General features: G+C 71.5%; 12 protein-coding genes. 4 read left to right on the top strand and 8 right to left on the bottom strand.

Features of this window, described 5'->3' with window-relative positions:
* Positions 1–64: 64 nt before the first annotated feature.
* Positions 65–952 carry a DUF1996 domain-containing protein gene (locus RAN62_RS24285; protein WP_305787048.1) on the bottom strand — a complete coding sequence of 296 codons (888 nt, stop codon included), beginning with the start codon at positions 950–952 and terminating at the stop codon, positions 65–67.
* 390 nt (positions 953–1,342) lie between these two features.
* On the opposite strand from RAN62_RS24285, the gene RAN62_RS24280 reads away from it, so the two are divergent.
* Complete coding sequence (locus tag RAN62_RS24280; protein ID WP_305787047.1) at positions 1,343–2,464, top strand: cytochrome P450; 1,122 nt, start codon at positions 1,343–1,345, stop codon at positions 2,462–2,464.
* 1 nt (position 2,465) lies between these two features.
* Here RAN62_RS24280 and RAN62_RS24275 read toward each other — a convergent pair whose 3' ends face one another.
* Positions 2,466–3,341, bottom strand: a complete 876-nt coding sequence (locus RAN62_RS24275) for a tryptophan 2,3-dioxygenase (RefSeq protein WP_305787284.1) — start codon at positions 3,339–3,341, stop codon at positions 2,466–2,468.
* A 123-nt stretch (positions 3,342–3,464) separates the two neighbouring features.
* Between RAN62_RS24275 and RAN62_RS24270 the strand changes: the two genes are divergently transcribed.
* Positions 3,465–3,899: an Lrp/AsnC family transcriptional regulator gene (locus RAN62_RS24270; protein ID WP_305787046.1), complete on the top strand. Its 435-nt coding sequence runs from the start codon at positions 3,465–3,467 to the stop codon at positions 3,897–3,899.
* Between the two features lie 154 nt (positions 3,900–4,053).
* Positions 4,054–5,292, top strand: a complete 1,239-nt coding sequence (locus RAN62_RS24265) for an APC family permease (RefSeq protein ID WP_305787283.1) — start codon at positions 4,054–4,056, stop codon at positions 5,290–5,292.
* A gap of 329 nt (positions 5,293–5,621) precedes the next feature.
* On the opposite strand, the gene RAN62_RS24260 is transcribed toward RAN62_RS24265, so the two are convergent.
* The 6 genes from RAN62_RS24260 to RAN62_RS24235 form a co-directional block, all read right to left on the bottom strand.
* Positions 5,622–6,545, bottom strand: a complete 924-nt coding sequence (locus RAN62_RS24260) for an ABC transporter permease (RefSeq protein WP_305787045.1) — start codon at positions 6,543–6,545, stop codon at positions 5,622–5,624.
* A gap of 187 nt (positions 6,546–6,732) precedes the next feature.
* Positions 6,733–7,818, bottom strand: coding sequence for an ABC transporter permease (locus RAN62_RS24255; RefSeq protein WP_305787044.1), 1,086 nt, complete (start codon positions 7,816–7,818; stop codon positions 6,733–6,735).
* A 177-nt stretch (positions 7,819–7,995) separates the two neighbouring features.
* Complete coding sequence (locus RAN62_RS24250) at positions 7,996–9,600, bottom strand: ABC transporter ATP-binding protein (protein WP_305787043.1); 1,605 nt, start codon at positions 9,598–9,600, stop codon at positions 7,996–7,998.
* Positions 9,590–10,669, bottom strand: coding sequence for a BMP family ABC transporter substrate-binding protein (locus tag RAN62_RS24245; protein WP_305787042.1), 1,080 nt, complete (start codon positions 10,667–10,669; stop codon positions 9,590–9,592). Before RAN62_RS24245 ends, RAN62_RS24250 begins: the two co-directional genes overlap by 11 nt.
* Positions 10,670–10,718: 49 nt before the next feature.
* Positions 10,719–11,948, bottom strand: coding sequence for a cytochrome P450 (locus RAN62_RS24240; RefSeq protein ID WP_305787041.1), 1,230 nt, complete (start codon positions 11,946–11,948; stop codon positions 10,719–10,721).
* A 90-nt stretch (positions 11,949–12,038) separates the two neighbouring features.
* Positions 12,039–13,148, bottom strand: a complete 1,110-nt coding sequence (locus RAN62_RS24235; RefSeq protein WP_305787040.1) for a trypsin-like serine protease — start codon at positions 13,146–13,148, stop codon at positions 12,039–12,041.
* A 187-nt stretch (positions 13,149–13,335) separates the two neighbouring features.
* Between RAN62_RS24235 and RAN62_RS24230 the strand changes: the two genes are divergently transcribed.
* Positions 13,336–14,226, top strand: a complete 891-nt coding sequence (locus RAN62_RS24230; protein ID WP_305787039.1) for a calcium-binding protein — start codon at positions 13,336–13,338, stop codon at positions 14,224–14,226.
* Positions 14,227–14,263 lie beyond the last annotated feature (37 nt).

Raw genomic sequence — 14,263 nt, 5'->3', positions numbered from 1 at the left:
CGACCAGGTTGGTGGCGGCTCTCGAACAGCACGAACAGCCGGTCGCCGGCCGGCTGCAGTGACCTCAGTTGTAGGAGAACGGATCGTAGCCGTCGTTGTTGCACGTGCGGCGCTGGACGATGCAGTTCTTCACGCGCTGGTTCATGGCGCCGGCGACCCAGGAGACGAAGGCGTCGCCATGCATCGAGGAGGCGCTCTTGCCGTCGGGGTCGGAGGACAAGTAGTAGCCGGCCTTGGAGCCCTTGGCCCCGTACTGGATGTCGAAGGTCAGCGACGGAATCTTGACCGGGTGATCGGCCGGACAGGCGTCGTTGCTGCCGAAGGCGACGTGGTCCTTGTGGTTGGGACTGTCCAGGTGCTTGCCGTCCCAGCAGTCCGGGAAGCGCATCTGGTAGTGCAGCGTGGCGTCGCCGCCGCAGATCGGCCAGTTGCCGTTGGTGCTGCGGGCGATGCCGTCGATGTCGCCGGGACCGTAGAAGGCGCAGTAGAACTGGCCCTGGGCGCCGCGCGGGGTCGGCACCTTCTTCTTGGCATCGCCGGCGATCATGCGGAGACCATTGGGCATCGGCATCTGCCCGTCCGACGTACGTTGCAGCGAGCGGTAGTAGACGCGGAAACCGGTCGTCTCCACCGGCTTGCCGGTCGCGTTGTCGTAGAGCGTCGGCACCCAGTAGGCGGAGTGGTCCACCTTCGGCTCGCACGTCGTGGCCGTGAACTTCTGCAGGTCGCCGACGGTGGTGTCCGCGTCGACGGCCTTGTTGCCGACGAAGGAGTGCATGTGCGACGCCCCCGGCAGGCCCGGGAAGACGATCGGATCGTCCGCCTTGCGGTGACTGTACGTGCAGTCGGCGCGGAACTCGGGCAGGTTGCCCGCGTCGGCCGGGGCGGGGTCGGGCTCGGTGGCCTCGTACGCGGCGACCTGCCGGCGCCACGCCGCCCGGTCGACCGGCACCCAGCCCCCGGCCGCGGCGACCGTGGCCGCCGGACTGGCTGACGCCGACTTCGAGACGGAAGGCGACGGGGATGGCGACGGGGACGACGACGGCGACGGAGAGGGCGACCGCGCCGAAGAGAAGGAGGAGGGAGCCGCGGACGGGAGAGAGGTGGCGGACGGCGAGGAGGCGCACCCGGCTACGAGCAGGGCAGCGATCCCGGCACGGACGGCCCGGCTGACTGACACAGCCGGGATGCTAGGCAGCGCCGCCCGCCCCGGGACAGGGCCGCGACCAGGGAAGGGCCGCCCGGCGGCCGGGAACGAGCCGTCGGGCCAGACTTGGGGCGGAAACTGTTATCCCCCGGCCGCTACGCTGACCGCGATCACTGTCGATGTCCGAAGGCGGGTATGGCGTTGGAGTTCGACCGTTTCTCCCCGGCTCACGTGGCCGATCCGTATCCGCTTTACGAACGGGCCCGCCACGAGGCTCCGGTGACGTACGCCGACGCGTTCGGCGTGTGGGTCGTCACCCGGTACGACGACGTACGGACCGTGCTCGGTGACACCGACCGGTTCTCGAACGACTTCCTCATCCGCACGCCGCTGGTCGCCGCGGACGGCGTACGGGAGATCCTGGCCGGCGGCCATCCCGAACTGAAGGTCCTGCTCAACGAGGATCCGCCCGCCCACGGCCGCAGCCGCGCCCTGGTCGCCGCCGCCTTCTCGCCGCGCCGCACCCGGCAGCTCGCGCCGCGGATCCAGGTGATCGCCGACGAGCTGATCGACGGCTTCGCCGCCGACTCGAGCACAGACCTCATGGCCGCGTACGCGCTCCCGCTCCCCCTGCGCGTGATCTGCGAGATGCTCGGCATCCCGCCCGCCGACGCCGGTCAGGTACGCGCCTGGACCGAGGAGCTGAAGGTGCTGACGTCGTTCGACGTGACGCCGGAGCGGCAGCGGGAAGCCGCCCACGGCTCGGTCGCGTTCGAGCGCTATCTCGCCGCGCTGGTCGAGGAGCGCCGGGCGGCCCCGGGCGACGACTTACTCAGTGACTTACTTACGTACGACACGCCCGAGCTGGTCAGCCTGCTGCTCACGCTCATCTTCGGCGGTCACGAGACCACGGCGAACCTGATCGGCAGCGCGCTGCTGCGGTCCCTGCGCGACGACACGGGAGTGGACGAGATCATCGAGGAGACGCTGCGGCTGGACCCGCCGGTGCAGGGCTCGTTCCGCAAGGTGGTGCGGGACACCGAGCTTTCCGGCGTACGCGTCCCCGCCGGCGCCCAGGTCTTCGCGGTCATCGGCTCCGCCAACCACGACGCCCCCGCCGAACCGAGCCTGTCGTTCGGCCGGGGCATCCACTACTGCGTCGGCGCGCAACTGGCGAAGCTGGAAGCGCACACCGCCCTGACCACGCTCGCCCGGCGACTGCCCGGGTTGCGGCTGGCCGAAGATTTCGAGGCGCCGTACGTACCCAATCTCATGCACCGCGGCCTCGTCCGCCTGGACGTGGTCCGGACGCCGTGACTCACATCTCCGTACGCGAGGTCCACAGCTCGGGGAAAACGGTGCGCTCCATGCTCCGCCGCAGATAGCCCGCGCCCGCGGACCCGCCGCTGCCCACCTTGGCGCCCATCGTCCGGTGGACCGCCTTGAGATGCAGATAGCGCCAGTCGCCGAACCGGTCGGCCACCTCGGTGAGCGCCTCGCCGAGCAGCCGCAGGTGGTTGTCCGGGCCGGGGTCGCGATAGACGCGCACCCAGGCTTCGGTGACGCTCGGGTCGGCCTCGTGCTCGACCGCGAAGTCGCGGCCCAGCAGCTCGGGCTTGAGGTCGTGGCCGTGCCGGGCGAGCAGGGCGACGACCTCGTCCCACAGGCTCGGCTCGGCGATCAGGGCGGTCAGTTCGTCGTACGCCGGCGTGCCCTTGAACGGCCGGATCAGGGCCGCCGTCTTGAGGCCGAGCAGAAACTCGACCTGCCGGTACATCGCCGACTGGAAGCCGGAACCCTCGCCCAGCAAGTCGCGGAACTGATTGAAGTCGGCGGGCGTCATCCACCGCAGCGTCTGCCAGGCGGCGTTGAGCCCCTCGAGGTGCAGCGCGGCGCGGCGCAGCGGGGCGAGCGCGGGCCAGACCTGGTCGGCGCGGACGAGTTTCCGGGCCTCGAGCAGCTCGTGCCGGATCAGCTTGAAGTAGAGCTCCATGATCTGGCTGACCACCAGGAACGACATCTCGCCCGGGTCGGTGCCGAGCGGCTGCTGCAGCGTGTGCAGGGTGCTGGCCCTGACGTACGCGTCGTAGGGCACCCGCCGCCCGAACTCGAGCGTGGGCTGCCCGTCGTTGCGGGCGGAACGCTCGGCGCGCTCCGCCGCGGTCGTGGGCCGGACGGCCGGGGTCTGCGACATCACCGGCCAATGATCTCGCCGGTGGCACCCCCGGCGGAATGCCGCATCAACGGCTTCCCGCACCCACGCCTTTCCGTGGCGAAGGCATGAGGACTGAACGCTTTCCGAACGTAAAGTAGCCGCATGGACGCCATGGACTGGGCCCTACTCCGCGAGCTGCAGGCGGACGCGCGACTGTCGTACAGCGAGCTGTCCCGCCGGGTGCACCTCTCCCCGCCGGCCGTCGCCGAGCGGGTGCGCCGGCTGGAGGAGGCGGGCGTGGTGACCGGCTACCACGCGCACGTCGACCTCGCCCGGGCCGGCCGCGAGGTGACGGCTCTCATCCGCATGTCGTGCTACGGACCCGCCTGCGTGCTGCGCGACGAGGCGGTGCCGCACTGGCCCGAGGTCCTGGAGATCCACCGCGTGACCGGCGACACGTGCAGCCTCATCAAGGTGGCGACGCCGTCGATCGAGGCGTTCGAGGCCGTGATCGACCGCCTGGCCGCGTACGGGCCACCGTCGAGCACAATGATCCTGTCATCACCGCTCCCGTGGCAGCCGCTCGAACCGCTCTAGGGACAGACATCCCCCAGCCGACGAGCGCACAGCGCGGGCTCCGGCCCGACCCGGCACCACGACAGCCTGGCGTGCACTGTCGCCGCGCCGTGGTCCACAGTGAGAGACTGGCCGCGGCAGTCACCCGCGAAGTGCTGAGCAAGGAGTTCGGTCGCTGAGTACCAATGTCCTCGCCCGCCGGCTCGGACTGACCGACGCCGTCGTCATCGGGCTCGGAGCGATGATCGGCGCGGGCGTCTTCGCCGCGCTCGCCCCGGCCGCCGCGGCCGCGGGCTCGGGCCTGCTCGTCAGCCTGGGCCTCGCGGCTGTGGTGGCCTATTGCAACGCCAGCTCGTCGGCCCGGCTCGCGGCCCGCTATCCCGCCTCCGGCGGCACCTACGTGTACGGCCGGGAGCGCCTCGGCCCGTTCTGGGGTTACCTGGCCGGATGGACCTTCGTGGTCGGCAAGACGGCGTCGTGTGCCGCCATGGCGCTGACCGTCGGGCTCTACGCCTGGCCCGAGCACGCCCATGTCGTCGCCGTCGCCGCGGTGGCCGCCCTGACCGCGGTCGACTACTTCGGCGTCCGGAAGTCGGCGCTGCTCACCCGGATCATCGTCGCCGTCGTCCTGCTCGTCCTGGCCGCCGTGGTCGTCGCCTGCCTGACATCCTCCCCGCTCCGCCTCTCGGCCGGCGCCGACCCCACCGCCACGGGCCTCCTGCAAGGCGCCGGCCTGCTCTTCTTCGCCTTCGCCGGATATGCGCGCATCGCCACCCTCGGCGAGGAGGTACGCGACCCCGCCCGCACGATCCCCCGCGCCGTCCCGCTGGCCCTGGGCATCACGCTGGTCGTCTACACGGCCGTCGCCGTCGCGGTCCTGAGCGCCCTGGGCCCCGGCCTCGCCGACTCGACGGCCCCGCTCGCCGACGCCGTCGCCCCGGAGCTCGGTCCCGTCGTCCGCGCCGGAGCCGCCGTGGCCGCCCTCGGCTCGCTGCTCGCGCTCATCCTCGGCGTCTCGCGCACGACGCTGGCCATGGCCCGGGACCGTCATCTGCCACGCGGGCTGGCGGCCGTACACCCGCGGTTTCAGGTGCCGCACCGGGCGGAACTCGCCGTCGGCGCCGTGGTGGCCGTCGTGGCCGCGTTCGCCGACCTCCGGGCCGCGATCGGCTTCTCGTCGTTCGGCGTGCTGCTCTACTACGCCGTCGCCAACGCCTCCGCGTGGACGCTGCCCGGCCGCCGCCTGGCCCGGATCGTGCCGGCGGTCGGGCTCGTGGGGTGCCTCGCGCTCGCGTTCGCCCTGCCCGGACCGTCGATCGCCGCCGGCGCGGGGGTGGTCGCTCTCGGGATCATTGTGTACGCCGTCAGAGCGCAGCTCGCACGCCGCGCCGGCTCTCCCGGTGCGCCGTCGTAGCGCTTCCCTTGCGTGTGGGCCGCGCTCCGCCTCCTTCCGCCGACCACTGTCTTTCCTTGCGTGTGGCCGCCTTTCTTGCGTGTGGCCGCGCTCCGCCTTGCTTCCCGCCGTCAGAGCGTGACCACAAACTCCGCTTGCGTGTGGCCGTGCTCCGCCTCGCGGTGCGCGTTGGCGATCCGGTCGCGCGGGGCGGGCGCGTGGATGTCATCCGGGGTCGGGTGCGTGAGTGCTACCCGGGGCCGGGCGCGTGAGTGCTACCCGGGGCCGGGCGCGTGAGTGCTACCCGGGGCCGGGCGCGTGACCGCTACCCGGGGCCGGGCGCGTGAGCGCTACCCGGGGTCGGGGGCGTGCCGGCGGAAGGGCTGAGCGAGGGCTCCGGGGCGGCGATGGCGAGTGGTGAAGAGAAGCATGGCGACCAGCGCGAGCAGGTACGGGGCGGACACGAGCAGCTGGGAGTTGACGGTGAAGCCGAGCGCCGGCAGCGCCAGCCGGGAAGCGTCGGCCAGTCCGAACAGCGCGCAGCCGGCGAGCGTACGGCCGAGACGCCAGCCGCCGAAAATGACGGCCGCGATCACCAGATAGCCACGGCCGGCCGTCATGTTCTGGTTGAACGACCCGACTTCGCCGACCGCGAGATAGGCGCCGCCCAGTCCCGCCAACGCACCGCACCAGACCAGAGCCTGCCCGCGGCACAGATTGACGCGAATGCCCGTCATGTCCGCCGCCGCGGGATCCTCCCCCGCCGCGCGCAGCTCCAAGCCCCAGCGGCTCCGCTCCACCAGCCACCACGTGAGCGGAACGATCAGAACGAGCAGATAGACCGGCCATCGCTCCACGAACAGCGGACCGCCTAGCACCGGCAGGTCGCGCAGCCCCGGCACGCTCAGCTGAGCGACATGGTGACTGCCCAGCTCGCCGATGGTCACGAGATAACTGGTCAACCCGAGCACGAGCGCGTTGAGCACCAGCCCCGCCACGAAGGTGTTGACGTGCACTCGATAAGTGAGCAATCCGTGCACGATCCCGATGAGCGCACCGATCAGAACGCCACTGAGCAACCCGGTCGCGGCGCTCCCGGTGACGTCCGCGACGGCAATCGACCCGAACGCCGCCCCGAGCATCATCGCCTCGACCGACACGTTGAGCGCACCGCCCCGCTCCGCCAGGTACTCCCCGCACGCGGCGAACGCCAACGGCGCCGTCAGCCGGATGCCGCTGGACAGAACGGTCTCCAGATCCGCAGCCAGACTCATCCGGTCCCCCGCGGCCTCGCGCCGCCCCCGGCAACGACCGATGCGCTCCGCGGGTTCACGCCGCCCTCCGCAGGCTCACGGCGCCCACCGCAGCGACAAGTGTCCCCGGGCTCGCGTCGCCCTCCGCAGCGACAAGTGTCCCCAGGCTCGCGTCGCCCTCCGCAAGCGCGCGTCGCCCTCCGCAGGCTCACGCCGCCCTCCGCAGCAGGGCCGGGGCGACGAATGCCAGCGTCAGCAGGGCCTTGACGACGTCGACCAGGTAGCTGGGGACGCCGGTCGCCGCGAGGAAGCCGCCGCCCGAGCGGAGCATGGCGAAAAGCGCCGCGACGGGAATGGTGAGCAGTGGCCGGTTGCGCGCTATGAGCGCAACGAGCAGTCCGTCCCAGCCGAGTCCGAGGGAGCCGCCGGGCTGCAGCCGGTTCGTGCTGAGCGGGCTGGTCAGCAGCACGGCCCCCGCCACGCCGGCGAGCGCCCCGGAGACCGCCAGGGCCATCCCGCCCATCCGGCCCACAGGTACGCCGGCATGACGCGCCGCCGCCGGGTTCAGTCCCGTCATCGTGAGGCGGAAACCCCACCGGGTGTGCCGCAGTGCCACGGCCATCAGCACCGCCGCGGTCAGCCCGACGAGCAGCCCCGCGTTCACCTGCAGCCCCGGATAGTCACCGAACGATCCGAGCAGCCCGCCCGCCGGCACCTTGTTCGACTGGGGCAGCGCGGCGGCCGCCCCGAGCCGGGACTCCTGCAACAGCCAGGGCGTGGTGACCGCGTACGCCACGATCTGCTGCGCGAGGAACGTCATCAGCAGCGTGCTCACGGCGATGTCCACACCGCGCAATTCGTGCATGAGCGAACTGAGCGAGGCCCACGCCCCGGCCGCCAGCCCCGCGGCGAGCAGCACGACGACCACGAGCAGCGGCCCGGGTACGGCCAGCCGCAGTCCCGCCGCGGCCCCGGCGAGCGCCCCGATGAGCACCTGCCCCTCCTGCCCGATGTTGAACGCCCCGGCCCGGGCGCTCACACAGGCGCCGACCGCGACGAGCAGGAGTGGCGCCGCGTACAGCAGGGTCATGCTCACGGCCGTCGCGTCCCCGAGGCTGCCCTGCACCAGAGCGCGCAGCGCGGCACCCGGCGACCCGCCCGTCACGGCGATCAGCATCCCCGAAAGCGCGAGCGCGGCCACGACGGCCAGGGCCGAAACCCCGGCCACGGCCCTGTTCTGCAATGCATACGCCACACCCGCCGAGCCGCGCAGCCCACCCTCCAGCCGCGTCACGACCGCACCACGCCGGACAAGACCATCACCAGCGCACCGCGCCGCGGAAGCCCGCCATTCCCTGCCGGGCCGGCTCGTCGGGTGCCGGAGGATGCGCACGGCACCGGTCGGCGCCCAGCGGCGCGACGGCCACGAGCGCGCACCACTGACACGAACGAGAACCATGGACGTAGGCGCTCATGAACGGAGGCCGCCGATGAGGAGGCCGAGGTGCTCGGCTGTGGCGTCCGCCGTGGCTGTTTCTCCGGCGATGCGGCCACCGGCGATGACCGCTATCCGGCTGGTGAGCGCGAGAACCTCCGCCAGCTCCGTGGAGATGATCAGCACGGCTATGCCGTCTTCCGCGCACCGGCGCAGGCGGGTGTACATGTCCTCGACGGCGCCGATGTCCAGCCCGCGCGACGGCTGGGCGGCGACGAGAACCCGGGGGCGGGCCGACAGTTCCCGGGCCAGCACCACGCGCTGCTGGTTGCCACCCGACAAAGTGCGCAGCGGCGCGTCCAGGGAGGCGGCCGTGATCCCGTACTCGTCGGCCAGGCGGCGGGCCCGGGCGCGCAGACGGCGGCGGTTGACGACGACGCGAGTGCTCACTTCGCTCAAAGCAGTCATGACCAAGTTGTCCGCGACGCTCATGTCGAGGACCACGCCGGCGTGGTGTCGGTCCTCGGGAACCATGCCCAGGCCCGCGTCGTGCAGGGCGCCGGAGCGGCGGAGGTCGACCACAGCGCCGGCCACTTCGACCGTGCCGGCGTCCGGGACCGTCAGGCCGCTCAAGATGTCGCCGAGCATCCTCTGGCCGTTGCCCTCGGCGCCGTAGAGCCCGACGATCTCCCCCGGCCGGACCTCCAGCCGCAAGCCGTCGAGGGTGGGCGCGGTCAGTTCCGAAACGCGCAAGGCGGGCCCGTCGCCGGCGATCGAATGTGAAGCAGGCGCCAAGGCCGCAGCCAAGGAGCACGCAACCGGGGAAGAAACGGGAGGAGAAGGAGCGGCCGAGGAAGGCGCAGGCAAGGAAGAGGCCGGCGCGGAGGCAGAGCTCAGCACGCCGACCGCCGCGCCGAGCGAGACCTCACGCCCGACCATCTCGCGGGCCAGCTCGGCGGGCGTCGTGGCGGCGGTCGGACTCCGGAAAACGACGCGACCGGCCCGCAGCACGGTGACCCGGTCGGTCGCCGCCATGATCTCGGGCAACTTGTGGCTGATCAGCACCACGGCGCGGTCCTCGGCCGCCACCATCCGGCGCAGGACGGCGAACAATTCCGCCGACTCCGCCCCTGTCAGCACCGACGTAGGCTCGTCCATGACCAGCACAGCCGGATCCCGCCGCAGGCATTTGAGCAGCTCCACCCGCTGCCGCTCCCCCGCCGACAGGGCCGAGACGCGGGCCGTCGGATCGATCGCCAGACCGTAGCGCGCGGACACCTCTCGCACCGACGCCACCGCCGCCGCCCGCCGCACCGGGCCGCGGTCGCCGAGGATGACGTTCTCCCACACGGTGAGCGGATCGACGAGGCTGAAGTGCTGGTGGACCATGCCGATGCCGAGCGCCGCCGCCTCCCTCGGCCCGGTGACGGTGACCGGACGGCCGTCGCGCTCGACGGTTCCGGCGTCGCGCGTCTCCAGGCCGAGCAGGATCCGCATGAGTGTCGACTTGCCCGCGCCGTTCTCGCCCAGGAGCCCGTGAATCTCCCCGCGCGACACGGTGAGATCCACGGCGTCGCAGGCGACCACCGGCCCGTACCGTCTGGTGATTCCCCGCAGGCGCAGGGCCGGCTCAGGAGCCAAGTCGCCGCACCTCGGCCACCGGGTCGATCGTGCCGCGGCCGATGTCGGCGATGAAGGCCGCGAGCTTCGCGTTCTGCTCGGCGGTGCCGCGGCACAACTTCACTGTCGGGTACGGGTCCACGCCCAGTTGCCACGTCTTGGTGACGCCCATCGCGAGCTGTCCCTTGGCATAAAGCTCGAGCGCCGCCGCGAAATAGTCGCCCGGGTCGAACAATACGGAGATGTCGAAGGACGGATCGGTCGAGGCGCACCGGTCCGTGCCCGGCGTGAGGGTGACGGCCCGAGCGGAATTGGCCAGCGCCGTCGCCGCGTCGGTCGCGCCGCCCAGGTACGGATAGATCGTCGTCACGCCCTGGCTGAGCTGCGCCTGCGTGGCCTCGCGGGCCTTGCCCGAGTCGTCGAAGTCCCCGGTGTACGTGGTCACGACCGTCGCCGCCGGGATCAGCTCGCGCAGTCCGGCCTGGAACGCGGCCGAGGCGATTTTCGTGAAGTCGGCCTCCGGCCCGGTGACGAAGCCGGCCTTCGTGGCGCCCTTCGGCTGCATCAGGAGCCCGGCGGCATATCCGGCGACGAGCATCGACTGGTTCGGGTCGTCGCTGGACAGCATGATCTTCGGGGTCTGCGGGACGTTGGCGGACGAGGGCACGTACCACGCGGTCTTCTCGCAGACCGCTTCCTCGGAAGCCGGGATGGCGTCCTTCAGCTCGCTGGCGCCGATCGCCACCATGTCGGCCTTCTGCTGACACAGCGCCCGGGCCGCGGTGAGTGCTTCGGAAACCGGTACCTTTCCGCGTTTCACGACAGTCCAGCCCTGCTTCCGGGCGAAGGCTTCGGCCTTGACCACGAAGCTCTCGTAGTAGCCGTTGTCGTTGATGTCGCCGGGGCTGAGCACCCCGATGACCACCTTGCCGTCGCCGTTCACGTCGGGCTCCCCCGGCAGGACGGCACCCGCGCCGGAACTGCTGCTGCCGGACGGCGGCGGCGGGGTCGCGGTCTCGTCGTTGCTGACACAGGCGGTGAGCGCGACGACCGTGGCTCCGGCGGCGACCGCTCGCAGGGCTCTCCTCACCTCCCCAGTAAACTCACCATGGTCGATCTAGTAAAGGGTCCACTGAGGATCACCACGTCAGCTCGAGAGCCAGCGGGCCACGGACGTTGATCGACCGGCGGATCGGAATCTCGCGTCCGGGAACCGGCTTCAGTCCCGGCAGCCGTTCGGTGAGCACCTGCAGCGCGATGCGCGCCTGCGACCGGGCCGCCGCCGCGCCGACACAGGTGTGCACGCCCGCGCCGAAGGCGAAGTGCCGCGCCGGCTTCCGCGTCACGTCGAAGCGGTCCGCGTCGGCGTAGCGCTCCTCGTCCCGGTTCGCCGAGGCGAACACCACCAGCACGTCCGCGCCGGCCGGGATTTCCACCCCACCGATCTCCGCCGTACGGGTGGCATGGCGGAACATCGTCGGAATCGGCGCCTCGAAGCGCAGCACTTCCTCGATCGCGCCCGGGATCAGCAACGGCTCGCGGACCAGCAACTCCCACTGCTCCGGATGCCCGACCAGCAATTTGAGGGCGCTGCCGATGAGGTCAGCCGTGGTGATGTGCCCCGCCCCGAAGGTGCTCGCCAATGATCCGGCCACTTCCGCCGTCTCGTCGGGAGTCAGCGGCCCGTCGCCGTCCACGAGCGCCGCCGTGACGTCGCTGATCAGGTCGCCGGTCGGGGCGAGCCGGCGCTGCCGGACGTACTCGGCGAGCAGTTGTTTGTAAATGACGACCGCGCGCGCCGCAGCTTCCTCGTCCGCCTCCGACAGGTCGGCGCTGCCGAGCCGGAACGCGGATTCGCTGCCCTCCTTGACGATCGGCACGTCCGGGGGCGCGATTCCGAACATTCCGGAAGCGGTTTCCAACGGCAGCGGCTGGGCGAACCGCGTGATCAGATCGGCCTGTCCGGACGCGGCGAACGAGTCCACCAGCGCGTCGGCCCGGGCACGGATCCCGGGTTCCAGACCCTTGATCCGCCCCGGGGCCGTCAGATGCCGGGAGTAGGGCTGGCGGAGCCGGCGATGCACCTCGCCGTCGGAGGTGACGTGGTCCGGCTTCGGGGGCAGGCCCTCGGCCAGTGCGGCCAGGGTCGCCGGATAGAGCGGCCGGATCGCGCGCAGACTGTTGGCCGAGGAGAAGCCCTCCCAGTCCTTGAGGACCGTTTCCACGTCCCGGAAGCGCGTGACCACCCAGGCGTCCACCCGCTCCGACCAGAACACCGGCTCGCGGCGCCGGGCCTCGGCATAGAAGGGGTACGGGTCCTCGGCGTGCACTCCGAGCGGATCGTAGCTCTGCGCGAGTTCACTGATCACGCAGTCCAGAGTGGACCGCCGGAGCCGCGCCGGGCAAGGGTCATCGCGGGGCAAGCGCGACGCGGCCCGCCGACGCCGCCGCGGCAAGCATCATCGCGTGGCGGGTGTGATGCCGAAGTCGCGCCACGCGGTGCCGTAGTCCTGGAAGCCGATCCGAGCACCGGCCACCCGAGTGGTCGTGCCCTTGGCGACCAGCTTGCCGCTCGCCGACACCGAATAGATCGGGCCGCCGCTGTCCCCGGGGCGCGCCGCGGTCTGCCCCTCGGTCTGCTCCGCCTCGACCAGGTCCTCCTTGTCGTCGTAGTAGAACAACACCTTCAGGTTGCACACCGGCCGGCCCAGCTCGCGGGAACTGCTGACACCGCTCTGACACAGGTACTCACCGACGAAGGTCCAGCCCCAGCCCTCGACCGGGGAGACGACGCCGTCGGTCGGGGTGCCGACGTAAACGTATCCGTCCACGCCGCTCGTGGGGATCAGCGCGACGTCGTGGTCCTGGTTGCGGTTCCCGACCGTGCCGATGAACTCGCCGCGGGCGTCCTGGATGCGGTCGCCGGTCTGACCGCAGTGGGCCGCGGTCAGCAGATAGCTCGCACCGTTCGCGCGGACGCCGAAGCCCGCCGTGCACGCCGTCGACCGGGTGGCGTTGACGATGGTCGCGCCGCCCTTCCACGGCGCCCAGTCGTCGTCGCGGCTGATGGGCTGGAGGGCCGGCTCATGCACGACGGTGACCGGGACGCCGGCGTCCGCCGCCCGGGCCGCGCCACCGCGCATGCTCGCGATCAGGCCGCTCCCGTCGGGCTGGAACTTGACGCTCTCGACGCCCGCGTTCCCGGCCCGGAACCGCGCGGCAGCGGTACGCAGCTCGCCGAGCGAGTACTGCGCGGCCCGCACTTCCACCGGAGCCGAGCGGGTCGCGGCCGTGATCACGCGGCTCATCGAGGCGGGCACGGCGCCCTTCCACCACAGGGCGACGGCTTTGTCCTCGAGCACGATGCCCGCGTAGCCGGGGTAGTCGTGCCGTTCGACCTCCCAGCGGATCGCCGTCGCCGCCGCCACGAGGGGCCGCTGCTGCCCCATCCGCGCCCACCCGTCGCCTGAGCCGGCCGCCATGACAGGCGTACCCGCCGCGGCCGGCGCCACCTGGACACCGGCGGCCAGGACAGCCACCGCCAGCACCGCCGTCACGCGGCCCGACATCGTTGTCACCACATCGATCAACTCCCTCGCTCCAGGGCCATACATCGATGCTTGCCAATTTATAACACAGTTAACAACATTTCCAGATTCTGCGGGAACCGGTTCCTGGCACGAATCAGGGAGGGATCGGGCGGAGCCGTCCTCTTAGGATTCGTTCACAGCAAACGGATCCAGCACGGGGGACAGCATGAATCTCAGCAAGCGCACGATGCTCGCGGCCGTCGCCGTACCCGCCGCGACGATGGTGGCCACGACCGCCTTTCTCGCCGCGCCGGCCTCGGCCGCCACGACCGGGCAGGCGCAGGTGATCGGCACCGTCGTCAAGTTCACCGCGGCGGCGGGCCAGGCGAACTCCCTGGTCGTCACGGTCTCGGGCCGGACGGTCACGCTCGACGACAAGGTGGCGGTCAAGGCCGGCAAGGGCTGCCAGGCGGTCAAGGGCGACAAGACCAAGGTCAAGTGCACGACCGCGAAGAAGACCACGCAGGTAACGGTCCTGCTCGGCGACAAGAACGACTTCCTCTGGAACAAGACGTCCGTCCCGATGAAGGCGTGGGGCAGCACCGGCAACGACCAGCTCATCGCGGGCACGGGCGGCGACTGGATCGACGGCGGCAGCGGCAACGACAACCTGCTCGGGGGCGCCGGCAAGGACCGGCTCTACGGGCTGGCCGGCAACGACGGCATCAACGGCGGCGGCGGGAACGACACCGTCTACGCCGGCGCGGGCAACGATTCCGTGTCCGGCAGCGGCGGCGCCGACACGCTGCACGGCGGCGCGGGCAACGACTCGATCGTCGGCGGTGAGCTCGACGGCGACGTTCCCGACGGTGCTGACACCATCTACGGCACCGAGGGCGACGACTACCTCCTGGGCGGCGACGGCAACGACCGCATCACCGGCGGCGCGGGCAACGACGTGGTCAAGGGCGAGAAGGGCGACGACTACCTGGTCGGCGAGTACTCCCCCGGCTCCGGCAGCGCGACCGCCCGCGACCGGCTCGACGGAGGCAAGCATGTCAAGGGCGACGCCTGCTACGTACGCGCCGCCGGCACCAAGGTGAACTGCGAGAAGTGAGCACGCGCGAGCGCGGCGCCCCGGCCCCGGAGCCGGT

Origin of the sequence: Symbioplanes lichenis (genome assembly GCF_030709675.1) — a bacterium.
Classification (GTDB): domain Bacteria; phylum Actinomycetota; class Actinomycetes; order Mycobacteriales; family Micromonosporaceae; genus Actinoplanes; species Actinoplanes lichenis.
This window is presented reverse-complemented; position numbering and strand designations above follow the sequence as displayed.

Bases quoted from the DNA above. Each gene is read 5' to 3' on its own strand.
- RAN62_RS24275 (WP_305787284.1), bottom strand. From the start codon at position 3,341: ATGTCGCAGACCCCGGCCGTCCGGCCCACGACCGCGGCGGAGCGCGCC.
- RAN62_RS24280 (WP_305787047.1), top strand. From the start codon at position 1,343: ATGGCGTTGGAGTTCGACCGTTTCTCCCCGGCTCACGTGGCCGATCCG.
- RAN62_RS24260 (WP_305787045.1), bottom strand. From the start codon at position 6,545: ATGAGTCTGGCTGCGGATCTGGAGACCGTTCTGTCCAGCGGCATCCGG.
- RAN62_RS24230 (WP_305787039.1), top strand. From the start codon at position 13,336: ATGAATCTCAGCAAGCGCACGATGCTCGCGGCCGTCGCCGTACCCGCC.
- RAN62_RS24235 (WP_305787040.1), bottom strand. From the start codon at position 13,148: ATGTCGGGCCGCGTGACGGCGGTGCTGGCGGTGGCTGTCCTGGCCGCC.
- RAN62_RS24270 (WP_305787046.1), top strand. From the start codon at position 3,465: ATGGACGCCATGGACTGGGCCCTACTCCGCGAGCTGCAGGCGGACGCG.